This window comes from Massilia sp. IC2-477 (assembly GCF_020707265.1).
Lineage (GTDB): Bacteria > Pseudomonadota > Gammaproteobacteria > Burkholderiales > Burkholderiaceae_D > Telluria.
Genome location: NZ_JAJFEQ010000006.1, coordinates 175,251 through 196,950 on the forward strand (window position 1 = coordinate 175,251; position 21,700 = coordinate 196,950).

Annotated in this window: 20 protein-coding genes; 8 read left to right on the forward strand and 12 right to left on the reverse strand. The window is 64.9% G+C overall.

Going from position 1 to position 21,700, the window contains the following annotated elements; translation table 11 throughout:
- Positions 1-60: 60 nt before the first annotated feature.
- A complete protein-coding gene (locus LK542_RS14095) occupies positions 61-399 on the reverse strand; it encodes a cytochrome c (RefSeq protein ID WP_227801730.1) in 339 nt (112 codons plus the stop codon).
- 10 nt (positions 400-409) lie between these two features.
- Entirely contained in the window at positions 410-757 is a 348-nt protein-coding gene (locus tag LK542_RS14100) for a cytochrome c (RefSeq protein ID WP_227812376.1), read from the reverse strand.
- 189 nt (positions 758-946) lie between these two features.
- Between LK542_RS14100 and LK542_RS14105 the strand changes: the two genes are divergently transcribed.
- The 5 genes from LK542_RS14105 to LK542_RS14125 all read left to right on the forward strand — a co-directional run bounded on the left by LK542_RS14105 (position 947) and on the right by LK542_RS14125 (position 6,056).
- On the forward strand, positions 947-1,801 hold the full coding sequence (locus LK542_RS14105; protein WP_227812377.1) for a MoxR family ATPase: 855 nt from the start codon (positions 947-949) through the stop codon (positions 1,799-1,801).
- Positions 1,798-2,394, forward strand: coding sequence for a GNAT family N-acetyltransferase (locus LK542_RS14110; protein WP_227812378.1), 597 nt, complete (start codon positions 1,798-1,800; stop codon positions 2,392-2,394). Before LK542_RS14105 ends, LK542_RS14110 begins: the two co-directional genes overlap by 4 nt.
- Positions 2,388-3,557 carry a VWA domain-containing protein gene (locus LK542_RS14115; RefSeq protein WP_227812379.1) on the forward strand — a complete coding sequence of 390 codons (1,170 nt, stop codon included), beginning with the start codon at positions 2,388-2,390 and terminating at the stop codon, positions 3,555-3,557. Before LK542_RS14110 ends, LK542_RS14115 begins: the two co-directional genes overlap by 7 nt.
- A gap of 167 nt (positions 3,558-3,724) precedes the next feature.
- Positions 3,725-4,927 carry a cation:proton antiporter gene (locus tag LK542_RS14120; protein WP_227812380.1) on the forward strand — a complete coding sequence of 401 codons (1,203 nt, stop codon included), beginning with the start codon at positions 3,725-3,727 and terminating at the stop codon, positions 4,925-4,927.
- A complete protein-coding gene (locus LK542_RS14125) occupies positions 4,917-6,056 on the forward strand; it encodes a YbdK family carboxylate-amine ligase (RefSeq protein ID WP_227812381.1) in 1,140 nt (379 codons plus the stop codon). Before LK542_RS14120 ends, LK542_RS14125 begins: the two co-directional genes overlap by 11 nt.
- Here the strand turns inward: LK542_RS14125 and LK542_RS14130 are convergent.
- Together LK542_RS14130 and LK542_RS14135 are read right to left on the reverse strand one after the other, a co-directional pair.
- Positions 6,053-6,397, reverse strand: coding sequence for an antibiotic biosynthesis monooxygenase (locus LK542_RS14130; protein ID WP_227812382.1), 345 nt, complete (start codon positions 6,395-6,397; stop codon positions 6,053-6,055). The two genes, LK542_RS14125 and LK542_RS14130, sit on opposite strands and share 4 nt — an antisense overlap.
- Complete coding sequence (locus LK542_RS14135) at positions 6,378-6,725, reverse strand: NIPSNAP family protein (protein ID WP_227812383.1); 348 nt, start codon at positions 6,723-6,725, stop codon at positions 6,378-6,380. Before LK542_RS14135 ends, LK542_RS14130 begins: the two co-directional genes overlap by 20 nt.
- Before the next feature lie 73 nt (positions 6,726-6,798).
- On the opposite strand from LK542_RS14135, the gene LK542_RS14140 reads away from it, so the two are divergent.
- From LK542_RS14140 to LK542_RS14150, 3 genes are all read left to right on the forward strand, one after another.
- The gene (locus tag LK542_RS14140) at positions 6,799-7,476 is read left to right on the forward strand and encodes a helix-turn-helix transcriptional regulator (protein WP_227812384.1); all 678 of its coding nucleotides are present in this window, start codon (positions 6,799-6,801) and stop codon (positions 7,474-7,476) included.
- Between the two features lie 94 nt (positions 7,477-7,570).
- Complete coding sequence (locus tag LK542_RS14145) at positions 7,571-8,293, forward strand: ribonuclease activity regulator RraA (RefSeq protein WP_227812385.1); 723 nt, start codon at positions 7,571-7,573, stop codon at positions 8,291-8,293.
- A gap of 439 nt (positions 8,294-8,732) precedes the next feature.
- Positions 8,733-9,005: a hypothetical protein gene (locus LK542_RS14150; protein ID WP_227801743.1), complete on the forward strand. Its 273-nt coding sequence runs from the start codon at positions 8,733-8,735 to the stop codon at positions 9,003-9,005.
- A gap of 159 nt (positions 9,006-9,164) precedes the next feature.
- Here the strand turns inward: LK542_RS14150 and LK542_RS14155 are convergent, their stop codons facing one another.
- The 8 genes from LK542_RS14155 to LK542_RS14190 all read right to left on the reverse strand — a co-directional run bounded on the left by LK542_RS14155 (position 9,165) and on the right by LK542_RS14190 (position 21,661).
- On the reverse strand, positions 9,165-10,013 hold the full coding sequence (locus tag LK542_RS14155) for a fumarylacetoacetate hydrolase family protein (protein WP_227801744.1): 849 nt from the start codon (positions 10,011-10,013) through the stop codon (positions 9,165-9,167).
- Complete coding sequence (locus tag LK542_RS14160; RefSeq protein ID WP_227812386.1) at positions 10,010-12,223, reverse strand: alginate lyase family protein; 2,214 nt, start codon at positions 12,221-12,223, stop codon at positions 10,010-10,012. Before LK542_RS14160 ends, LK542_RS14155 begins: the two co-directional genes overlap by 4 nt.
- A 38-nt stretch (positions 12,224-12,261) precedes the next feature.
- Positions 12,262-14,517, reverse strand: coding sequence for a chondroitinase-B domain-containing protein (locus tag LK542_RS14165; protein WP_227812387.1), 2,256 nt, complete (start codon positions 14,515-14,517; stop codon positions 12,262-12,264).
- Positions 14,514-15,788: an MFS transporter gene (locus LK542_RS14170; protein ID WP_227812388.1), complete on the reverse strand. Its 1,275-nt coding sequence runs from the start codon at positions 15,786-15,788 to the stop codon at positions 14,514-14,516. Before LK542_RS14170 ends, LK542_RS14165 begins: the two co-directional genes overlap by 4 nt.
- Positions 15,789-15,823: 35 nt before the next feature.
- Entirely contained in the window at positions 15,824-16,789 is a 966-nt protein-coding gene (locus LK542_RS14175) for a sugar kinase (RefSeq protein ID WP_227812389.1), read from the reverse strand.
- A gap of 94 nt (positions 16,790-16,883) precedes the next feature.
- Positions 16,884-17,639 (reverse strand): SDR family NAD(P)-dependent oxidoreductase, encoded by a 756-nt coding sequence (locus tag LK542_RS14180; protein WP_227812390.1) that lies wholly within the window; start codon positions 17,637-17,639, stop codon positions 16,884-16,886.
- Between the two features lie 34 nt (positions 17,640-17,673).
- Entirely contained in the window at positions 17,674-18,708 is a 1,035-nt protein-coding gene (locus tag LK542_RS14185; RefSeq protein WP_227801750.1) for a LacI family DNA-binding transcriptional regulator, read from the reverse strand.
- Between the two features lie 238 nt (positions 18,709-18,946).
- Positions 18,947-21,661, reverse strand: a complete 2,715-nt coding sequence (locus LK542_RS14190) for a TonB-dependent siderophore receptor (protein ID WP_227812391.1) — start codon at positions 21,659-21,661, stop codon at positions 18,947-18,949.
- Positions 21,662-21,700 lie beyond the last annotated feature (39 nt).

The window sequence follows — 21,700 nt, forward strand, 5'->3', positions numbered from 1 at the left end:
GGTTGCCCGGTCGGGGGGATGCGCAGTTTACCAGCTCGGGCTGGAAACGTTCGGGATGTGTTACTTGCTGACCACCAGGTTCGACGGCAGGCTGCCCAGGTAGGCGCCGATGTCGGCCATGTCGCGGTTCGACAGCGGCTGCACCTGGCCGGCCATGATCGGATTGGCGCGGCCGTTGGAACCGGCGCCGCGCTTGTAGGCGCGCAGGGCGTGGGCCAGGTACTCGGGATGCTGGCCGGCCAGCTTCGGATAGGTCGGGTCGATCGGCTTGTTGTAGTCGGCGCCGTGGCAGGATGCGCAGTTGTACTTCTTGACCAGGGCCTCGCCTTTCGCGACGTCGGCCGCGGAAGCATTCAGGCAGAAAGCACCGACGACCAGTGCGGAAACCAGTTTTTTCATCGTCCGTTCCTCAGCGTTTGGCGGTGGCAGGGGTCTGCTGCGCGTAGTAGGCAGCGACGTCGGCGATGTCCTGGTCGCTCAGCGACTTGGCGATGCCCATCATCGACGGGTTCTTGCGCTCGCCCTTGCGGTAGGCCTTCAGCGCGCTCTCGATGTACTTGGCGGACTGGCCGCCGATCATCGGAACCGGGAAGACTTCGGGGAAGCCGGCCTTGTAGCCGGGAATGCCGTGGCAGCCAATGCACATTTCGATCTTGGCCGGTGCTGCTTTCGGATTGCCGACAACTTCCGCCGCGGCGGCAGGGACGGCGCTGGCGGCAAACGCTGCCAATACCAGTAGTGCTAAAGATGTTTTCATGGGTGTGGCTCGTTAGTTGTAATTCGAATACCGCAAACGCACAAAAAGTTAGCAAATGGACTACCAACCTGTCGATTCTATCTGAAGAGTTGTCACCAGTCTACAAACGCACGCAGCTTCCCGGCGCCCCGTTCCGGCTGCGGTTCTGACGTATACTCGACTTCCTCGATCCCTCGACATAGAACGCCCATGCACGCATCCCCCCGCTTCGAAGGCAGCGACAACTACGTCGCCACCGCCGACCTGAAACTGGCCGTCAACGCCGCCCTGACGCTCGGCCGCCCGCTCCTGATCAAGGGCGAACCGGGCACCGGCAAGACCATGCTGGCCGAAGAGGTAGCTGCGGCACTCGACATGCCGCTGCTGCAGTGGCACGTGAAGTCGACCACCAAGGCCCAGCAGGGCCTGTACGAATACGACGCGGTGTCGCGCCTGCGCGACTCGCAGCTGGGCGACGAGCGCGTGCGCGACATCCACAACTACATCGTCAAGGGCGTGCTGTGGCAGGCGTTTACGGCGCCGGAACCGGTGGTGCTGCTGATCGACGAGATCGACAAGGCCGACATCGAGTTCCCGAACGACCTGCTGCGCGAACTGGACCGCATGGAGTTCTACGTCTACGAGACGCGCGAGATGGTGGTGGCCAAGCACCGTCCGCTGGTGATCATCACCTCGAACAACGAAAAGGAACTGCCGGACGCTTTCCTGCGCCGCTGCTTCTTCCACTACATTAAATTCCCGGACCGCGACACGATGGCCGACATCGTCAAGGTCCACTTCCCGACCCTGAAGCAGGATTTGCTGGCTGCCGCGCTGCAGAGCTTCTACGAGCTGCGCGAAGTCGCCGGCATCAAGAAGAAGCCCTCGACCTCGGAATTCCTCGACTGGCTCAAGCTGCTGCTGGCCGAAGACATCCCGGCCGAAGCCCTGCGCAGCAAGGATACCAAGGCCATCGTGCCGCCGCTGCACGGCGCGCTGCTCAAGAACGAGCAGGACGTGCACCTGTTCGAGCGCCTGGTCTACATGTCGAGGACCAACCGATGATCAAGCTTGTTCCAGTGACGCTCGAGTTCAACGGGCTGCGCCTGGAACCGCTGGCGCCGCACCACGAAGAGGGCCTGCGCGCCGCCGCCCTCGACGGCGAACTGTGGAAGCTGCGCGTAACCAGCGTGCCGGAACCGCACAATGCGCTGCAGTACATCGGCACTGCGCTCGACACCCGCGACCGCGTCGCCTTTGCCGTGATCGACACCCGTAGCGGCAAGCTGCTCGGCAGCACCAGCTACCACGACATACTCCCTGGCATCAAGCGCGTCGAGATCGGCTACACCTGGTATGCCAAGAGCGTCCAGCGCACCCACGTGAACACCAGCTGCAAGCTAATCCTGCTGTCGCACGCCTTCGACACCCTCGGGGCAAGCGTGGTCGGCCTGCGCACCGACTGCGAGAACTTCGCATCGCAAGCCGCGATCGAAGGCCTGGGCGCGAAGAAGGATGGCGTCATCCGCCACCACGCCCTGCGCCGGGACGGCACGGTGCGCGACACGGTGATGTACAGCATCCTGCGCAGCGAGTGGCCGCCCATTAAAAGCGCCCTGCACGAGCGGCTGGAGCGCCACGGAAGCCGTCAATGCTGATCGATTTCTTCTATGCCCTGCGCGATGCCAAGGTCCCGGTCACGATCAAGGAATTCCTGACGCTGCTGGAGGCCATGCAGCGCCAGGTGATCCTGCCCTCGCTGGACGAGTTCTACTACCTCGCACGCCTGACCCTGGTGAAGGACGAGGCCCACTTCGACAAGTTCGACCGCGCCTTCGGTATGTATTTCAAGGGTGTCGACGCGGTGTTCGACGAGAAGGCCGAGATTCCGCTCGACTGGCTGCTCAAGCGCTTCGAGCGCGAGCTCACGCCGGAACAGCGCGCGGCGCTGGAGAAACTCGGCTACGACAAGCTGCAGCAGCGCCTGGAAGAGCTGCTGAAGGAACAGAAGGGCCGCCACGAAGGCGGCAACAAGTGGATCGGCACCGGCGGCACCTCCCCGTTCGGCAATGGCGGCACCAACCCGGAAGGCATCCGCATCGGCGGCCAGGGACGCAACCGCACGGCGGTGAAGGTATGGGAGCAGCGCAGCTACCGCGACTACGACGACGAGCGAGAACTCGGCACCCGCAACATCAAGGTGGCCCTGCGCCGCCTGCGCCGCTTCGCGCGTACCGGCGCGGCGGAAGAACTGGCGCTGGACGACACCATCCGCGCCACCGCCAGCAATGCGGGCTACCTCGACATCCGCATGCAGCCCGAGCGCAAGAACCGCATCAAGGTGGTGATGCTGCTGGACGTGGGCGGCTCGATGGACGACCACATCGAGCGCGTGGAGGAACTGTTCTCGGCCGCCAAGAGCGAGTTCAAGAACATGGAGTTCTACTACTTCCACAACTGCGTCTATGACTACCTGTGGAAGAACAACCACCGCCGCCACAGCGAGCGCTTCCCGACCTGGGACGTGCTGCGCAAGTATCCGCCCGACACCCGCCTGCTGTTCGTCGGCGACGCCACCATGAGCCCCTACGAGGTGCTCGCACCCGGCGGGTCGGTCGAGTACAACAACGAGGAAGCCGGGGCCGAATGGCTGGCCCGCTTCACCAGTGCCTTTCCCAAGTTTGCCTGGCTCAATCCCGAGCCGGAACACCTGTGGGAATACCGGCAATCGATCGCCGTCATCAAGCAGATCATGAATCACCGCATGTTCCCGATCACCCTCGAAGGGCTGGAACGGACCATGCGCCTGCTCTCCAAATAGGCCCCCTCCTACGTCAATCGTGCGCGCTGGACCCTCTTGTAGAATTGGCAAAAACACCACACTCTGCCGTTCGTAGGGTGGGCGGCTTTGCCGCCCACGCGGTGCCAACTGTCGCCGCGTGGGCGGAAGATCCGCCCACCCTACAACGACGATGACAAGGAGTTCCAATGCCCGACCTGCTGCCCATCCTGACCAGTCTCGCCTGGCCGCTCGCGCTGGCGGTCGCGTGGCTGGCTGGTGAATTCGGGCAGCGTTTCACGGGCCTGCCCCGCATCAGCTTCTATGGCCTGGTCGGTTTTGCACTGGGCAATTCGCAAATCGGCGTGCTGCCGGCGCCCAGTGCGGGTCCCGTATCGCTGCTGGCCGACGTCGCCTTCGGCCTGATCCTGTTCGAGCTGGGCTACCGCTTCAACCTGCGCTGGCTGCGCCACAATCCCTGGCTGGGGGTGGCCGGGCTGGCGGAAAGCCTGCTCACCTTCGTGCTGGTCTACCTGGTCGCGCTGGCCTTCGGCACTTCGCACATCATCGCGCTGATGATGGCGGCCCTGTCGATGGGCACCTCGCCCGCCACCATCGTCCGCGTCATCAACGAGCAGCGCAGTTCCGGCCAGGTGACCGAGCGCGTGCTGCACCTGACGGCGCAGAACTGCGTGCTGGCGGTGTTCGCCTTCAACGCCATCATCGGCTTCTGGATTTTCCGCACCTTCGACGCGGTGGGCGAGGCGCTGTGGCAAAGCCTCGTGGTGCTGGCCGGGTCGGCGCTGGTGGGGGCGGTCTTCGGGGTGGCCGTGCCGGCCCTGCTGCGCGCCATCCACAACCCGCGCCAGGACGCCACCGTCGCGTTTGCGCTTGCCATCGTGCTGCTGGTGGCGATCTGCGACGCCGGCACCCTCTCGCCCTACATCGCCACCCTGTTCTTCGGCCTCACCGCGCGCCACCGCCGCGTTGCCTTCAGCCAGGCGCAGCGCAACTTCGGCGCGCTGGGCGAGGTGCTGACCGTGCTGCTGTTCATCTACGCCGCCTCGACGCTCGACTGGCGCCAGATCGCCACCGGCAGCGCGCTGGCCGTGATCGTGGTGCTGGTGCGCCAGGTGGCAAAAACCGCCGGCGTCACGGCTTTCGCCCACCTGTCCGGCGTCTCGTGGCGCAAGGGCGCCCTCACCGGGCTGGGCCTGGCGCCGCTATCGGTGTTCGTGATCCTGCTGATCGAACACGCGCGCCACGCGGGCGTGCACGTGGTGGAAGAATTGCGCGCCATGGCCGCGGTGACGATGCTGCTGGAAGTGTTCGGCCCCGTGATCATCCAGCGCGTGCTGGTGTGGGCGCGCGAGTCGTCCGTCGACGCACCGGAGGCTACCCATGCCGCTTGAAGCCTTCAACGCCTCGCAGCCGCTCACCTTCGGCGTCGAGCTGGAGCTGCAGCTGGTCAGCCTGTCGGACTTCGACCTGACCGCGGCCGCACCCGACCTGCTGCACCTGTTAAAACGCAAGCCCTTCCCCGGCAATGTCACGCCCGAGATCACGGAGAGCATGATCGAGATTAACTCGAGCGTGCATTCATCCTACGGGCCCTTGCTCGCCGAGCTGAGGGAAATCCGCGACACCCTGGTGGCGGCCGGCGACATCCTCAACATCGGCATCGCCGGCGGCGGCACCCATCCCTTCCAGCACTGGTCGGAACAGAAAATCACGCCCAAGCCACGCTACGAATACCTGTCGCAGCTGTACGGCTACCTGGCCAAGCAGTTCACGGTGTTCGGCCAGCACGTGCACATCGGCTGCGCCAACGGCGACGACGCGCTTTACCTGCTGCACGCGCTGAACCGCTACCTGCCGCACTTCATCGCGCTATCCGCATCGTCACCCTTCGTGCAGGGGCACGACAGCGGCTTCGACTCGGCGCGCCTGAATTCCGTGTTCGCCTTCCCGATGAGCGGCCGCGCACCCTTCGTGCTGACCTGGCAGGAGTTCACTGACGTGTACTTCGCCAAGATGGAGCGCACCAAAATCATCAAGAGCATGAAGGATTTTTATTGGGACCTGCGCCCCAAGCCGGAGTACGGCACCATCGAGCTGCGCGTGTGCGATACGCCGCTGACGGTGGAGCGGGCGGCGGCGCTGGCGGCCTACCTGCAGGCCTTGTGCCGGCACCTGCTCACACGCGTGGACGAGCTGCCCGTCGAGGACGACTACCTGGTCTACAACTACAACCGCTTCCAGGCCTGCCGCTTCGGCCTGGAAGGATCGATCACGCATCCGAAGACCTATGCGAACGTGCCGATGCGCGAAGACATCCTGGCCACGCTCGAGAAGATGATGCCGCACGCCGAGGCACTGGGGAGCAGCGAGGCGCTGCAGCACCTGGCCGACGCCGCGCGCGAGGGCAGCGACGCCGCGCGCCTGCGCCGCCACTTCGAGCGCGAAGGCAGTGTCGAGGGCATGGTCAACGGCGCCATCCAGCAGTTCCGCGGCGAGCGCCGCATGCGCCTGGTGCGCTAGCCGTGCACTGAGCGGGCGTCCGGCGGCGCCTCGTCACGCTCAAGCATGCCGTAGTCGCGCAGTACCTGGGCTACCCGTAGCCGGTAGCCGCGGAACACGCCGGCGCGGCCACGCGCCTGCGCCATGCGGTGCGACTCCAGATTGCGCCAGCGCGTCACCGCCTCTTCGTCGCGCCAGAATGAAAGCGACAGGATGCGGCCCGGGCGTGACAAGGATTCAAAGCGCTCCACCGACACGAAGCCATCGATGGCTTCCAGCTGCGCACGCAGGCCGGCGGCAATGTCGAGGTATTCCTGGCGATGCGCCGGCTCCGGCTCGACTTCAAAGATCACGGCGATCATGCTGTGCCTCCTTTCCCAACGTGCCCTCCACCACCTCGGTAAACGTGCGCCATTCGCGCAGGATGAAGCGCTGTTCCTGCGCCAGCGCGAAGTTGGCGCGCGCCTCCGGGTCCGTCTTCAGGCGCGTGCGGTAGGCCTCGTAGGCGGCCAGGCTGTCGAAGGCGACCAGTCCCCATGCTTCGTCGTTGGTCCCCTCGTGCGGCAGGAAGTAGCCGAGCAGGTGTCCACCCAGGCGCGGAATGATGCGGCCCCAGTTCTCGCTGTAGCGCCGGAAGTTCTCGCGTTGGAAGGGATCGATCTGGTAGCGGATGAAACAGGTGATGGTCATGCGAACTCCTCGTGTGATGGATGTGGCCATTCTGGCCGTTTGCATGGGGCGATGCTTCGGCTAAGATCGAAGCATGGGACCGAACATCACCACCATTGCCGCACTCGTCGGCGACAACGCGCGCGGCCAGGCGCTTAGCGCACTCATGGCCGGCCGCGCGCTCACCGCCACCGAACTGGCCGACGCCGCCGGCGTCACCCGCCAGACCATCAGCACCCACCTGGGCCAGCTGGTCGAGGCCGGGCTGCTCGCGGTCGAGAAGCAGGGACGGCACCGCTACTTCCGCATCGCCGATGCCGAGGTCGCGCACATGCTGGAAACCCTGATGGGGGCAGCCGCCCTGAAGCGTCCCGTACACGTGGGCCCACGCGAGCCGGCGCTGCGCAAGGCGCGCGTCTGCTATGACCACCTGGCGGGCGAGCTCGGAGTGCTGGTCTACGAAAGGCTGGCGCAGCGCGGCGCCTTTGCCCTGGGGCCGGAGGGGATCGTCCTCACGCCCCAGGGGCGCGACGTTCTTGCGCAGCTCGGCCTGGACCCTGTCCTGCCCGCCGGACGCCGCCCCTTCTGCCGCACCTGCCTGGACTGGAGCGAACGGCGCCACCACCTGGCCGGCGTGCTCGGCGCGACGCTGCTCGATCGCTTCGAGCAGCTCGGGTGGGCGAAGCGGGTGCCCGAGTCGCGGGTAATGGCGTTCAGTGAGGCCGGCGAAGCGAAACTGCGGGAGTGGTTGGGCGAAGGCGATCGCCCCTAGCTTGTTGACATGTCCAGTGTTCATGCGTACGCTCAACCTGCTTACTAAATCGTTACAGTAAATCGTTGTAGAGCACCATCGACCGGAGAAAAAGATGAATCAGGCAGTTCCCTCCAGCACGCTGGACATGCTGAAGACCGTCAGCACCGCCACCCTCACCTCGCTGCTGTACAAGCGTGGCTTTCGCAATGTGTTCATCCAGGGAGCCCGGCCCCTGAAGCCGGGACAGCGCCTGGCCGGCCCGGCCTTCACCTTGCGCTATATCCCCTCACGCGAGGACCTGGACGGCATCGAAGTCTTCCGCGACCCGCGCCATCCACAGCGCGTGGCGGTCGAAGAGATCCCTGCCGGCGCAGTGCTCGTGATGGATTGCCGCGGCGATGTGTCGGTGGCCTCGGCCGGGAGCATCCTGGCCACGCGCATGCAGGTGCGCGGTGCGGCCGGCATCGTCACCGATGGCGGTTTGCGCGACGCCTCCGGCATCGCCAAACTGGATATGCCGGCCTGGTGCGCAGGCGCGTCGGCGCCGACCAATCTGATCCGGCACCACGCGCTGGACATCAATGCACCGATCGGCTGCGGCGGCGTGCCGGTCTATCCGGGCGATATCATGGTCGGCGACGACGATGGCGTGGTCTGTATCCCCGCCCATCTCGCTGAGGAAATCGCGCGCGACGCGGTCGAGATGGAACGCTTCGAAGACTTCGTGCTGGAAGAAGTGGAAAGCGGCGCCTCGATCATCGGCCTGTATCCGGCCACGAATCCCGAAACCCGGGTCCGCTACGAAGCCTGGCTCGCGCGTCGCGCCGCCGACTAAACTGGATCCCAGTCAGGGACGCGTGACCATTGATACGTGGGCGCTTGCCTACCTGCGATCCTGGTGCGCCGGGAGACGGGCTGCAATGAGCGTCCAGAGGCCTTCAGAAAGAAGTGCTTGGGCCATGGCATCACTGCGTCTGCGAACACGGCCGCTATCTTCATGCTCGGACTGAGCCCATGTACGTCCGCTATCGACCCGAAGCGAACGTTTCGCAGCAATGGCATCAGCCCTCCTAGGATCCGCTTTCCCACGGAAATCGAGCATGGGCAAATACTTGGTGTCATTTTAACAACACATCAAGGACGCTCCAAAAGTGTGGCGTAAATGTTTTGATAGACTGTGTCTAGCTGGAAATCGGGTCGTGTCGTCCTTGACAGTGTCGTGATTTCCGTTTTGATACCAGCGTCAGAGCACTTGACGATAGGAGGGCTTCATCATGCTACGGTGGCTTGAAAACTTGATTTCTCAAAACGCTCTTACGCCTGAGAAACACGCAAAACGGTCGCTCAACGAGCTGCGCATGGAGCTGTATCAATCCGAGCAACATTTGCTGGAAATGCAGTTGCGTGCAGATTACTACAGGGCTCGTATCGTTTTTCTTGAAGAAGTAACAAGGAAGGGAATCGAGCAGGTATCTGACCAGCGCAAAGGTCTACAGGAAGTCTCTCAGGCACTACGGCCGGGACTCAAGCTCACGGCAGCGCAATAGCGCCGGATTCGCAGCAGGACAAGGCCATGCGGCAGATTCAGCTCTGTCGTTCATCTCGCTCTTGGCACGGCTCGGTGTACGAGCTAGTTGCCATCAGGGTAAGTAACCGTTTTTTCAGGAGCTCCTGGACATGCTGGCCGGCGAGCCCTCGCCAGCGCGTCAGCGACCCTCCATGGCAACATGCTGGGTCTGAGTCCCCAGCCCGTCCATAGCCAGCCGCAGCACGTCGCCCTGCTTCAGATAGCGCGGCGGTTTGAGGCCCATGCCGACGCCTCCCGGCGTGCCGCTGACGATCACATCGCCCGGCAGCAAAGTCATGAACTGGCTCACGTAGGACACTAATTCGGCGACGCTGAAGATCATGTCCGAGGTTGAGCTGGCCTGCATCACCTCGCCATTGACGCTCAGCTCCATGCTAAGCGCGTGCGGGTCTGGAATCTCGTCGGCCGTGACCAGCCAGGGACCGATGGGGCCGAAGCTGTCGAAACTTTTCCCCTTGTTCCATTGGCCCATTCGGAAGTTCTGCCAGTGCCGCTCGGAGACATCGTTGGCCAGGCAATAGCCGGCCACATGATCCAGCGCCGCCGCGACCGGCACGCTGCGGGTGGTCGTGCCGATCACGATGCCCATTTCGATTTCCCAGTCGGTGTGCTCGGAACCGGGAGGCATCACGATGTCGTCGTTGGCACCGCTCAGCGAGGTGATGGCCTTGGTGAAGACGATCGGTTCGGCGGGAATCGCCTGCCCCGATTCCTCGGCATGCTTGCGATAATTGAGGGCGATCCCGATGAACTGGCGGATCCCGGCAACCGGCACCCCGATGCGCGTGGCGGGATCGATCGCGGGCAGCCGCGTCAGGTCGACCGCCGCCAGCGCCGCCAGGCGCTCCGGCGCCAGCCATTCCGGCGTCAGGTCCGGCACCAGCGAAGCGAGACTGCGGATCGTCCCCTGGGCATCGATGGCCGCAGGGATTTCGGCGCCAGGGGCGCCAACCCGACATAGCTTCATTGCTTGTTCCCTTCCCTTGCTTGATCCTGACCGAGCGCGATCAGCTTGAACCGCCCCTGGAAGGGGTAGTCCTTGCCCTCGAAGCGGGCGATGCTGGTCTGTTTCGGGTCGAAGCTCGTGCTGTTATTCAACAGCAGCAGCCACTCCATGCCGCTGGCAAATGCCAGATGCACCGCATCGATGTCGCCCGTGCGGGCGTGCTGGATGCGCTTGACCCGGCTGTCGGCATCGCTGGTCATCTCGCTGACCGGATCGTGGCCGCCATGCGGCTCGAGCACGCTCACGTAGGCCGCCTGGCGCGCCGCGGGGATGCGCAGGATGAAGGCATTCTCGTTACGCAGGTTAAAGTTTGGATCGTTCGCGCCGATCTGGGTGAACAGCACCTGCATCCCCGGCTCGGCCAGCGTGCTGAGCGTATAGAAACGGCCATTCTCGCCCAGCCAGGTGACCTGGCTCAGCGGCGCTGCCGCTTCGGCGCGCGCCTTCAGCCACAGGTACTGGTAGCCGTTGCGCTTGCCCAGCGGCGCCAGGCTCTGGGTGGCAGTGTCCAGCGCAAAGTTGGTCTTGATCAGATGTCCCTTGTAGTGCAGCGGCAGGTCGAACTGATGGTTCTTGCTTGAGTCCACCTTCAGGATGTCGACCACGATCGGCTGGCGCAGCCTCGCATCGCGCAGCTGCGCCATGGTGCGCACAAAACTCACCCCCGGATAGGCATCCCCGACCCGCGCGGCCGAGATCTTGAGCCCGTCCTTGTCGGAAAAATACAGCAGCTCGGGATGGTGAGCCTCGGCCACATCCAGTTTGCCGCCATAGTGGCTGCCTTCGTCGACCACCAGGGTATTGTGGGCAACGGTCTGATTGGCGTAACTCTTGTTTTCCGGCAGGTAGCGGCCACCGAATTTCGCTTCGATGTTCAGGAAGCGCGCCGCCCCGTAGTCGGACACGATTTCGGCGCCCTTGTCGTAGAACAGCCAGTTCAGCTTGTCGAAATGGCCGTGCCCCATGCCTTGGGCGGTGGCCTTGAACACCAGCGCCTGGTCCGGCTCGCGCATCACCACCAGGCCGCCTTCGTCTCCCTTGGCGCCGTCGCGGAATACGCGGGAAGCGAAGCGGTAGGGTTTGTCCCGGCGCGCATCAAGCCCCTGCGCGACGCGCATGCCGTCGCCGGTCAGGATCACCCGGTCCTGACGCCTGGCGACATCTAACAGGCCGGCGTCGCCCGTGGCCGAATAGGCGATGGCGACGCCGGTCACCAGCTCGATGGTGTCGATGCCCTTGTCCTTGATCGCGTCGTTGATCGGGAAGAACAGCTTGTTGTAGCTGAGCTGGATCGTCGTGTCGATCGCCTTCAGGATGATGCCGTCGCGGTAGGAAAAGATTTTGCGCTGCGGCTCCCTGGTCTCGATGGCCTTGGCGAAGGTGACAAAAGGCAGCAGCGCGTAGCGCTGGTAGTACGGCCCCTCCGTGTAATAGCCGTCGGGCGAAAACAGCTCGTCCAGCTGGCGCAGGAAGCCGCCCTTGCCCGACTTGTCCGAGCCGTACAGGGCTTTTTCCACCCAATCGCGCTCGCCCAGCACATAGCCGGTCATGCCCACCGCGGTGGTGGCCCAGGTCGCATGGTTGTGGATGGTGTTGAAGGTATGGGGCGAGCCTTCCGACAGGAACAGCGCGACCGGACGCAGGATGCCGTCCTCGATCTTGCGCCGCTCCCCTTCCCGCAAGACAGGCAGGACCGCGTCATAGGCCTGGATCGTGTACACCAGCCACACCGATTCGTTCAGGTTCTGCCAGAACAGGCGCCCTGCCGAAATCACGGAATCCGTCTTGCGCTGCGGGTGCAGCGGCAGCGTCGGATACAGCTCGGCATACATGGACAGCATGTCGCGCACGAAATGCGCATATTTCACTTCACCGGTAAGCTGGTAGATCACCGCCGCGTCGTACATGAGCTGCGCATTGTTGCGGTGGATCTCGTGGGTGACGCCGCCGCCGGCATCAACCGGAATCGGCACCTGCTTCGGCAGGGCGATCTTGCGGTCGACCTCGGCCTTCTGCTGCTGGTAGGTACGCTGGAAACGCCCCGGACGTGCGATCTCGGCGCGCATCCGGGTCACTTCCGGCGCCGTCATGACCAGCGCCGGATGCGCGGCTGGGCGTGCCTGTGCGCAGTAAGCCGGACTGGCAAGGCCGAATCCCAGGATGGCCATCATCCCCATCCCGCCAAGTAATTTCCTGTGCATCGACATCATCAATTCCTTCGCGCTTCCTGGTTGTCGAGGACTCGTACGGTGCTGGCGCCCTTGGCGTGCAGCTCGCTCGCCTTGAGTGCCGCGACCTTCCGGTAGGTATTGCCGCGCAATTCGGTATCGGGGTCGCCCACGGTATGCTCGACAACGATGCCGGCGCTGTCGGCGAATTCATTGGCCGCGATGCGGGTGCGCTGCACGCCATGCAGGTAGAGCGCCGCCGCGCGCTTGTTGCGCTTGCCTTGCCCGACGCGGTCGACGACGTTGCGCGTAAACGCGAGGCGCGGGCCGAAGGTGCTTTCATCGGTCCCGCCGCGGTAGAGGCTGACCAGCGCGCCCTCGATCTGGGTGAAGCGGTTAGCGTCGAGCGCCAGGGCCTCGGCGTTGTAGTTGCCCAGGTCGTCACGCTCCTTGTCCAGCCTCAGCAGGTCGCCGCTGATCTTGCTGAAGCGCGAGCCCGTGATGCGGATCTCTTCGGCCAGGCTGCGGTCGCCCGCGTCGAACAAGTGATGCGAGTGGTTGACGTCCAGGTTCCTGACCTCGACGTTCTCGAGCACCAGGCGGTAGCTCACCTGCATTCCGCTCTTTTGCGTGCGGATCAGGATGTTGCCGGCCGAATCGGGGCTGGCGCTGCCATCGATCTGCAACCCGGCCAGCTTGAGGGAGCCGCCATTGCGGATCTCGAACAGCGTGTTGCGCTCGGGGAGCAGCACCACACTGCCGGCCTGCTGCGCTTCGATGCTCAGCACCTTGTCGATGACCAGCAGCCTGGCGACCGGGTAGCGGCCGGGCGCCAGCACCAGGCGGTCGCCATTGCCTGCTTGTGCCAGCGCATGCGCCAGGGCGTCTTCGCGCGCGCCATCCACGGCGATCTGCCTGCCGGAGTCGAAGGCCACCTGCGGCTCGCGTTTCGGGTACCAGGCCGGCCCGGTCTGCGCCTTGGCGATCGGGCGCAGCGAAGCGCTGGCGCCGCGCTGGCGCAAGGCTTCGTCCTGCGGCATCAAGAGGCCGGCGCTATTCCTCTTCAGCGCCGGCGCCGCGCGCTCGAAGCCGGCGGGCAGCTCGGCGTCCACACCCTGCACGACATTGCCGGCGAAACGGATGCCGCGCATGTCGTCATAGAACACGACGTTCGCCTTGCCGGTCCGGTGCAGGACCAGGTTGTCCTCCATGCGGCTGTTGGCAGGCGGCGCATTGCGCTCCGCGTCCTTGCCGGCGCCGAACTGCAGGTGGTCGACGTCGATGAAGCTGTTGTTGTGGATGTGGGCATTGAGCACCTGGCTGTAGCGGTTGAGCGGCGCATCCACGGTGCCGTTCATGATCGCAAAGCCGCTGCCGAAACGGGTGCCGGTCAAGCCTTCCAGGTAATTGTTGCGCACGGTCTGGTCGCGGTTGATAACGCGGATGCCGCCGGTGTTCTCGACGCCATTTCCGAAGAAGACGTTGCCCTCGACCAGGTTGCCATTGCCGTGCCTGAGCGTCAGCGTGCCGCGCGATTCGAAGAACACATTGTTGCGGATGATGTTGCGGCCGGACTTGATGGAAATGATCTCGACTTCGCCATCGCAGCGATCGAAATAGTTCTCCTCGATCAGGGTATGGGAATCGGTCAGGGAATAGGTGCTGGTGCCCACCCGCAGGGTTTCTCCGCCATTCGATCCGAGGATGGGACGCGGACCGAAATAGTTATGGTCGATCCGGTGGTGGTTCTGCTGGCTGTCCTCGCCCTCGAGGCGTACCGCCATCGTCACCCCCTGGTTGCGCTTGCCGGCCAGGTAACTGTGATCGAAGCGATTGTGCTTGCCCGACAGGGACACCCAGTAGTCGACGGCATCGCGGTCGGGATTGTTGAAGTTGTCGATGACCACCTCGGTCACCCGCGAGTGGTTCGCCACCTGTTTGGCGTTGCGCTGGAAGGAAATCACTTCCTGCGTGGGTGTATAACCATTCCTGAACACCAGGCCCGATACCACCAGGTGCTGGCCGGCCAGGCGCAGGTTGGAGCGCCCGGACAGGATCACCTTGCCCGGCGTTTCGGCGCGCAGCGTGATGGGCTTGCCCGCCCTGCCCTCGGCAAAGAAGCCGACCTCGAAATCCTGCCAGGTGCCGTTCTTGAGGACGATCGCGTCGCCCGGCGCCAGCCGCTTCAGGGCCGCGTCGAAGGCGCCCTTGTCCTTGACCACGACATCCTTGGCCGACAAACCAGGACTCAGCAATACACCGATCGTCAGGGCGCCCAGCGCCTTCGAGAAGTTCATGATTGATCTCCTTTCCGGACCGGCTGCACCGTGCCGCCCAGCCACAGCGATACGAACACCAGCGGCACCAGCAGCGCACCCAGCACGAAGAAGGGAGCGTAGTTGCCCTCTGCCGTCAGGGCCGGCACCAGCTGCATGCAGGCGATCACGCCCAGCACCGCGGCGGTGCCGCTAATGCCGGCCAGCGAGCCGACCGTCTTGCCGGAAAAGAAATCGCTCGGCAGGGTCTGGATGTTCGTGATCGCCGCCTGGAAGCCGAACAGGATCACGGCGATCGACAGCACCGCCAGCAGGGGCGTGGCGGCGACCGCGCTGAGCAGCAGGGACGGCAGCATCAGCGCCAGCCCCAGGCCGATCACCGACTTGCGCGCCCGGTTCACGCTCCAGCCGCGGGCCAGCAGGCGGCCGCACAGCCAACCGCCCGCCAGCGCGCCGATCGCGGCGCCCACGAAGGGCACCCAGGCAAACAGGCCAATCTGCTTGACGTCGAAGCCGAAGCGCTCGTTCAGGTACAGCGGCAGCCAGGCCACGAACAGCCACCAGACGGGATCGATGAAGAAGCGCGCGGCGATCACGCCCCAGCTCTCGCGGTGGCGCAGCAGCTGCCCGAGCGTAGGCACGTATTCCGCCTGTTTCTCCTCAGCGCGGACCTGCCCGCTCAGGATGTATTGGCGTTCTTCCTCGCTGATCCAGGGATGGGCGCCGGGACCGGACTTGTAGATGATCAGCCAGGGCACGATCCAGATGAAGCCAAGCGCCGCGATCAGGATGAAGGTGGCTTTCCAGCCCACATAGGCGTACAGAACGGCGACCAACGGCGGCGCGACGATGGAACCGAGCGAGGCGCCGGCGCCGAAGATGCCCTGCGCCAGCGCGCGCTCCTTGATCGGGAACCATTCGGCCGCGGCCTTGGTGGCGCCCGGCCAGTTGCCTGCCTCGCCCACACCCAGCAGCACGCGGAACAGCCCGAACGACAGCGCCGAGCGGGCCACGCAGTGCAGGCCGATCGAGATCGACCACACCACGATCGACAGGATGAAACCGACGCGTGTGCCGAGTGCGTCGAACAGCTTGCCGAACAGGGTCTGTCCGACCGCATAGCCGACCAGGAACACGGTCACGATATTGGCGTAATCCTGCTTGTCCATGCCGAGCTCGTCGGCAATACCCGGCCACATCACCGCCAGGGCGGAGCGGTCGATGTAGTTGATGATCGTCGCGGCCGCCACCAGCATCATGACCAGCCAGCGCAAGCCTTTCATTGTTTTCATGCCTGTCTCCGTATTGTTGTCCTTGATGGCCGGTCTTAGCCGGCATCGAGCTGCGCGCGGTTCGGCAAGCCTTCGCAATCGCCGCGGAACTGCACCACGCGCGCGCCGACCGCATTGCCGCGTGCGGCCGCCGCAGCCAGCGGCAGCCCGTCGAGCAGCGCGCTGATGACGCCGACGGCAAAGCCGTCGCCGGCGCCGACGGTATCCACCACGCGCTCGACGCGGCGGCCCGGCGCGATGCCGCGCTCGGTGGCGCTGGCGTAGTAGGCGCCCTCCGGCCCCAGCTTGACCACCACCTGGCTCGCCCCGCGCTCCAGGTAAAAGTCGGCGATGCCTTCGGCATGCCTGCAGCCGGTGAGAAGCTTGCCTTCGGCCAGGCCGGGCAGGACGAGGTCGGCATGCGAGGCCAGTTCGTTGAGGGTCGTGACCATCGCCGCCTGGCTGGGCCAGAGGCGCGGCCGCAAGTTGGGATCGAAGCTGACGGGGCGGCCGGCGCCGCGTGCCTGCGCGGCCAGCGCAAATACCAGATCGCGGCAGCTGCCGGACAAGGCCGGCGAAATGCCGGTGAGGTGCAGCAGCCTGGCCTCGCGCACCAGGCCGGCCGGCATGTCGTCCAGCGACATATGGCTGGCGGCGGAACCGCGCCGGAAGTACTCGATCTGCGGGTCGCTGCCGTCGAGGGCCATCGACTTCAGCATGAAACCGGTCGGGTAGCGGGCATCCGTTTGTACATGACGCAGGTCGATGCCTTCCGCCGCCATGAAGTCGAGCAGGTTGCGCCCCAGGCTGTCCGCACCCAGCCGGCTGATGTAGCCGACCTTGAAGCCCAGCCGGGCCAGGCCGACCGACACGTTGAGCTCGGCTCCGGCGGTGGCCCGCTCGAAGCGGCGGACCTGGTCCAGCGGGAGCGCTTCGCAGGCCATCAGCAAAGCCATGGCTTCGCCGACGGTGAGCACGTCGAGCTCGGGATGATCGCTTGCTGGGGTGACTGCTCCGTTCATGGCGTCCGCTCCGTTTCAAAATTTTGGCAACAGCCGGCCTGCGGCGCCGCGGCAACGGCGCCGTCCGACTACTACCGCAGGGTTACTGGAGTGCTTAGTACAGGCCGAGACCGCCGTTCACCTGGATGATCTCGCCGGCCAGGAAGGCGGCGCGCTCGGAGGCCAGGAACACCACGACGTTGGCGACGTCGTCGGGCTGGCCTTCGCGGCGGGCCGGCGTGCGCTCGGCGATGGCAGCCCGGTTGGCCGGCGTGTTGAAGGTGTCGTGGAAGCGGGTGGCGATCAGGCCCGGGGCCACGCCGTTGACGCGCACGCCGTTCGGCCCGACTTCCTTGGCCAGCGCGCGGGTGAAGGTGGCCACCGCCGCTTTCGAAGAGGCATAGTGCGCCGAGCCGGGACCGCCGCCGTCGAAGGCCGCCAGCGAGGACATGGTCACGATCACGCCCTGCTTGCGCGGCTCCATGCGCTTGAGCGCCGCCTGGCAGATCAGGAAGGTCGAGGTCAGGTTCAGGTTCATGGCCTCGTTCCACAGCGACAGTGGCATCTCCGCGACGCGGCAGCGCTGGATCAGGCCGCCGATGTTCGCGAACAGGACGTCGATGTCGCCGATCGCACCTTCGGCTTCCGCATACACCTGCTCGGCGACCTCGGCACCGGTCAGGTCGGCCTTGATCGCCTGTGCGCGCCGGCCCATGGCGCGGATCTGTGTGACCACCTCGTTCGCTTCGTCGCTGCTGCTCCAGTAGGTCAGCACCACGTCCGCGCCGGCTTGTGCCAGCGCCAGCGACGTGGCCTTGCCGATGCCCGATGCACCTCCCATGACGAGTGCGCGTTTGCCGATGAGTTCCATTTTGCTCTTTCTTAAAATTGTGAATGCGGTCGTGTCAATGCTTGGGGGCGGCTGTGGAGCGCCGGACGATCAGCTCCGGTGCGAACAGCTCGCCCGACTGTGCGGCGTGCGGCGCCAGGATGCGCTGGACTGCCGCATCGGCCATGGCCTGGATGGGCTGGCGCAAGGTGGTCAGCGGTGGATCGTGCGCCGCCGAGAAGAAAATATCGTCAATGCCGATCAGCGAAAAATCTTCCGGAATCTTTATGCCCAGCTGCTTCAGGCCGACCCCGATGCCGATCGCCATCATGTCGTTGATGGCGATCGCTGCCGTCGGCGCACCGGGCGCACCCAGGATGCGGCTCGCGGCGACCCGGCCCATCTCGAACAGCTGGGTATCGCCGTGCGGGTCGCTCGGCGCGTCCGATGGATCGGCCAGCACCACGTCGCCCGCGATGCCGGCGCGCGCCACCGCCTGCTGGAAACCGCGTACGCGTTCCTGACGGTTGAGCGTGAACGGCGGCGGCGTGACCAGGGCGATGCTGCGATGGCCGAGTGCCGCCAGGTGGGCCACCGCCATGGCCGTCGCGGCGGCGTTGTCGACCGAGATGGTGCCGATGCCGGTGTGTTGCTGGTCGGTCGGCTTGATGTCGAAGGCCACCACGGGGCAGCGCTCGGTCATCGATGCGAGGTGCTCGGTATCGTTCAGGGCCGAGCCGGTAATGATGCCCTGCACGCCATAGGACAGCAGGTCGGCCATCACCGCCCGTTCGCGCTGCGGGTCGCGGAAGGTGCTGAAGGTCATGACATGGCATTGGTAGCGGGCGGCGGCAGCCTCGACTGCGCATGCCAGCGACCCGAAGAACTGGTTCGCCAGGGACGGCACCAGCAGGCCGACCATCGCGGCGACGCCGGTCTTGAGCTGGCGCGCCGCATTGTTGGGCCGGTAGCCCAGCTGCTTGATCGCATTCGCGATCTTCTGCCGGGTATCCGGCCGCATCTGCTCCATGCGGTTATTCAGGAAATTCGAGATGCTGGAGGCCGACACGCCTGCCAGCCTTGCCACATCCTGAATCTTGGGTTCGCCCATGAGGTTCTGATCTTTCTGTAATTTGCTGTACAACTTGTTATAAATGCCACGCTTTACTACATCGTTACAGTATTCACTCGTATTTGCAATCAATACTGGGCAAGTAAGTACTGCAACGATTTAGTGCATCGATTTAGCCAGCTTACCCTAATCCGGGTTGAAGTCAACAGCAATTTGCAGAATCGGGAAGAACACCAGGAGGCGCAGGCCGGCGGGGCGGCCTGCGCAGTGTTGGAGCTTAGAACTCGTAGGACACGCGTCCGACCACGGTACGGCCCACCGGGCTGGCCATACCGCTGGCGTAGCCTTCGTTGCGGTAGTTGGCAACCGGCGGATCGCGATCCAGCAGGTTGTTGATGCCCACCACGACCTTCAGCTTGCGATAGCCGGCGTAGGTCAGCGACCAGTTGTAGACGCGGTAGGAGTCGATGCGGTGGTAGAACTGGGAATCGGCGTTGCGGTCCTCGAAGCTCTGCTTGTACTGCTCGTTCAGCGTGGAGCTCCAGGCGCCTTTCGGGCTGGTCCATTTCACCGAGGCGCCATACTTCCAGCGGAAGTTCATCACGTTCGCATCCAGCGGCCCGAACTTGTTGACGCTCGAGATCCACTCGCCGCCGTCTTCGACCTGGGTGTCGAAGCGGTGCAGGTAGGTGCCGTCCAGCTGGACGCCGAAGCGTCCATAGCTCGTGCGCGGGAAGGTATAGGTGGCCGTGACGTCGATGCCGTCGGTGCGCAGTCCGCCCAGGTTGTTGCGGCGGTCGTCGACCCACAGCAGGTTGCGGTTGGCGTCACGGATGAACAGGTTGGCGTAGGCGGGGTTGGTGAAGATCGCGTTCTGCGCCAGCTGGCCGATCGCGTCACGCAGCTTGACGTTGAAGTAGTCGAGCGAGACCAGGAGGTTGCGGGTCGGCGTGAACACGGCGCCCAGATTGATGGTGGTCGAGCGCTCGGGACCGACGTCCGGGTTGGCGCCCGTGTTGATCGGCTGGCGCGCCGCGCAGACGCGGGTCGTGTTGTAGCCTGGCAGTGCGGTGCCGCCGGTGCTGGCGCCCGGCGCTCCGCCCGGGCACAGCACCGGGTCGTTGTAGGAATCGCTGGTCAGGCCGGTCGGGCCGTTGACCGCGCCGAAGTAGCGCTCGCTCAGGGTCGGCGCCCGGAAGCCCGTGCCGACGGCGCCGCGCAGCATGACCATGTCGCTGGCCTTGTAGCGGAAGCTGAGCTTGGGATTGGTGGTGGAGCCGAAGTCGCTGTAGTGGTCGGTGCGCACCGCCACGTTGACATTCAACGCCTTGGTCAGCGGGATCTCGAGTTCGGCGTAAGCCGCCACCACGTTGCGCGAGGCGCGTTCGTTGACGGCCGCGGTGGTGCCGGTCTGGCCGCCGGATTGCACGACCGTGTCCGGAATCGAGTGATAGGCGGAATCGTGATAGGCGTTCGCACCCAGCGCCAGCATCATCGGGCCGCCGGCCATGTCCATCAGCTCGCGGCTGCCGCTCAGGTCGAATCCGTGCAGGCGGTTCAGGCCCGAGTCGGCGGTCTGGCCGTTGGTCGAGATGCTGTCGAGGTAGGCGCGGCCCTCCTCGTTCTGCAGGCCGAACGGGTTCAGCTTGCCGTTGGCGACACCGGCCAGCAGGCCGTAGCTGTTCACGAAGCCGGAGCGGAAGCTGACGTGCGACCGGTACAGGGCGCTCCACAGGCTGGCCTTGTAGTCCCATGCGCCCAGCCGGCCGTCGAGGTCGATGTTCGCGCGCGCGGTCTCGGTGTCGTAGTTCAAGACCGTGGGACCGAGGTCGCCGATCAGCGACCATGCCAGGGTCAGGGTCTGGTTGGTAATGCCAGGCATGGCCGGCACGATGCCCTTGCCAGGATAGTAAGGGCTGGTCGGGCCGATGGTCAGCGCCGGGAAGTTCGGGATCGAGGCGGCGATGCCGTAGGTGGGATTCTTTACCGGACGGTTGTAGATCTTCGAATACAGCAGCGAGGCCGAGACCTGGTGATCGGCGTTGATCGCCAGGGTGCCCTTGCTGAACACCGACGCCTGCTGGCCTTCCTTGGTCAGGGTCAGGTTGTTGGCGTTGAACAGGGAGTAGCAGGTATTGTTGGTGCCCGGCGTGGTGTAGGGCGGCAGGCAGCCGCTCGCGTAATAGGGATTGCCGGTGATGGTGAGGTTGCCGACCCGGGTCGAGCCGTTGGCGGCCGTGACGTTGGCCGGTACCGAATTGGTGCCCCGGGTCGCCCTGAACGGCGCAAAGCCGGCGGCCTGGCGCCGCGCGTCCGTCGTCAGGTCGGGACGGGCGCTCTGCGGCAGTTCGTTCTGGTGATTGAAGTCCGCGGTGACATACACGTTCCAGCCGTCCTTGGCGAGGTCGCCCTTGCCGGCGATGAAGCTCGCGCCCTTGGACTGGCCGCCGCCGCTCTTGTCCGGCGAAGTGCCCTTGAGGGTCACCGAGGCGCCGGTATAGGATTTCTTGGTGACGAAGTTCATCACGCCGCCGATCGCGTCGCTGCCGTAGATGGACGAGGCGCCGTCGCGCAGCACTTCGGTGCGGTCGAGCGCGCTGACCGGAATAACGTTCGGGTTGATGGAGGAGTCATTGACCCGCTTGCCGTCGATCAGGACCAGGGTGCGCGAGCTGCCGATGCCGCGCATGTTGGCGCTGTTGCCGTTGCCGGCGGTGGTATTCGGCTGGTAGACCGACGCGGTCGACATCGACATCAGGATGTCGTCGATGGTCAGCATGCCCTGGGCGATCCAGTCCTCGGCCTTGACGACCGTGACCGGCAAGGCCTGGTCCGCGACCGCGCGCTTGAAACTCGTCCCCGTCACTTCGACCTTGGCCATCGAGGAATCGGACGATTCGGACGGCGCCTGCTGCGCCTGGGCCGCGCCGGCCATGGCGAGCAGGGCCAGGGCGACCGCCGACGCGATCGGACGTTGGGCATGGAAAAACATCTTTGAACTTTTATTCACAGCATTGTCTCCGAGAGTTTT

Bases quoted from the DNA above. Each gene is read 5' to 3' on its own strand.
- LK542_RS14095 (WP_227801730.1), bottom strand. From the start codon at position 399: ATGAAAAAACTGGTTTCCGCACTGGTCGTCGGTGCTTTCTGCCTGAAT.
- LK542_RS14100 (WP_227812376.1), bottom strand. From the start codon at position 757: ATGAAAACATCTTTAGCACTACTGGTATTGGCAGCGTTTGCCGCCAGC.
- LK542_RS14105 (WP_227812377.1), top strand. From the start codon at position 947: ATGCACGCATCCCCCCGCTTCGAAGGCAGCGACAACTACGTCGCCACC.
- LK542_RS14110 (WP_227812378.1), top strand. From the start codon at position 1,798: ATGATCAAGCTTGTTCCAGTGACGCTCGAGTTCAACGGGCTGCGCCTG.
- LK542_RS14115 (WP_227812379.1), top strand. From the start codon at position 2,388: ATGCTGATCGATTTCTTCTATGCCCTGCGCGATGCCAAGGTCCCGGTC.
- LK542_RS14120 (WP_227812380.1), top strand. From the start codon at position 3,725: ATGCCCGACCTGCTGCCCATCCTGACCAGTCTCGCCTGGCCGCTCGCG.
- LK542_RS14125 (WP_227812381.1), top strand. From the start codon at position 4,917: ATGCCGCTTGAAGCCTTCAACGCCTCGCAGCCGCTCACCTTCGGCGTC.
- LK542_RS14130 (WP_227812382.1), bottom strand. From the start codon at position 6,397: ATGATCGCCGTGATCTTTGAAGTCGAGCCGGAGCCGGCGCATCGCCAG.
- LK542_RS14135 (WP_227812383.1), bottom strand. From the start codon at position 6,725: ATGACCATCACCTGTTTCATCCGCTACCAGATCGATCCCTTCCAACGC.
- LK542_RS14140 (WP_227812384.1), top strand. From the start codon at position 6,799: ATGGGACCGAACATCACCACCATTGCCGCACTCGTCGGCGACAACGCG.
- LK542_RS14145 (WP_227812385.1), top strand. From the start codon at position 7,571: ATGAATCAGGCAGTTCCCTCCAGCACGCTGGACATGCTGAAGACCGTC.
- LK542_RS14150 (WP_227801743.1), top strand. From the start codon at position 8,733: ATGCTACGGTGGCTTGAAAACTTGATTTCTCAAAACGCTCTTACGCCT.
- LK542_RS14155 (WP_227801744.1), bottom strand. From the start codon at position 10,013: ATGAAGCTATGTCGGGTTGGCGCCCCTGGCGCCGAAATCCCTGCGGCC.
- LK542_RS14160 (WP_227812386.1), bottom strand. From the start codon at position 12,223: ATGATGGCCATCCTGGGATTCGGCCTTGCCAGTCCGGCTTACTGCGCA.
- LK542_RS14165 (WP_227812387.1), bottom strand. From the start codon at position 14,517: ATGAACTTCTCGAAGGCGCTGGGCGCCCTGACGATCGGTGTATTGCTG.
- LK542_RS14170 (WP_227812388.1), bottom strand. From the start codon at position 15,788: ATGAAAACAATGAAAGGCTTGCGCTGGCTGGTCATGATGCTGGTGGCG.
- LK542_RS14175 (WP_227812389.1), bottom strand. From the start codon at position 16,789: ATGAACGGAGCAGTCACCCCAGCAAGCGATCATCCCGAGCTCGACGTG.
- LK542_RS14180 (WP_227812390.1), bottom strand. From the start codon at position 17,639: ATGGAACTCATCGGCAAACGCGCACTCGTCATGGGAGGTGCATCGGGC.
- LK542_RS14185 (WP_227801750.1), bottom strand. From the start codon at position 18,708: ATGGGCGAACCCAAGATTCAGGATGTGGCAAGGCTGGCAGGCGTGTCG.
- LK542_RS14190 (WP_227812391.1), bottom strand. From the start codon at position 21,661: ATGTTTTTCCATGCCCAACGTCCGATCGCGTCGGCGGTCGCCCTGGCC.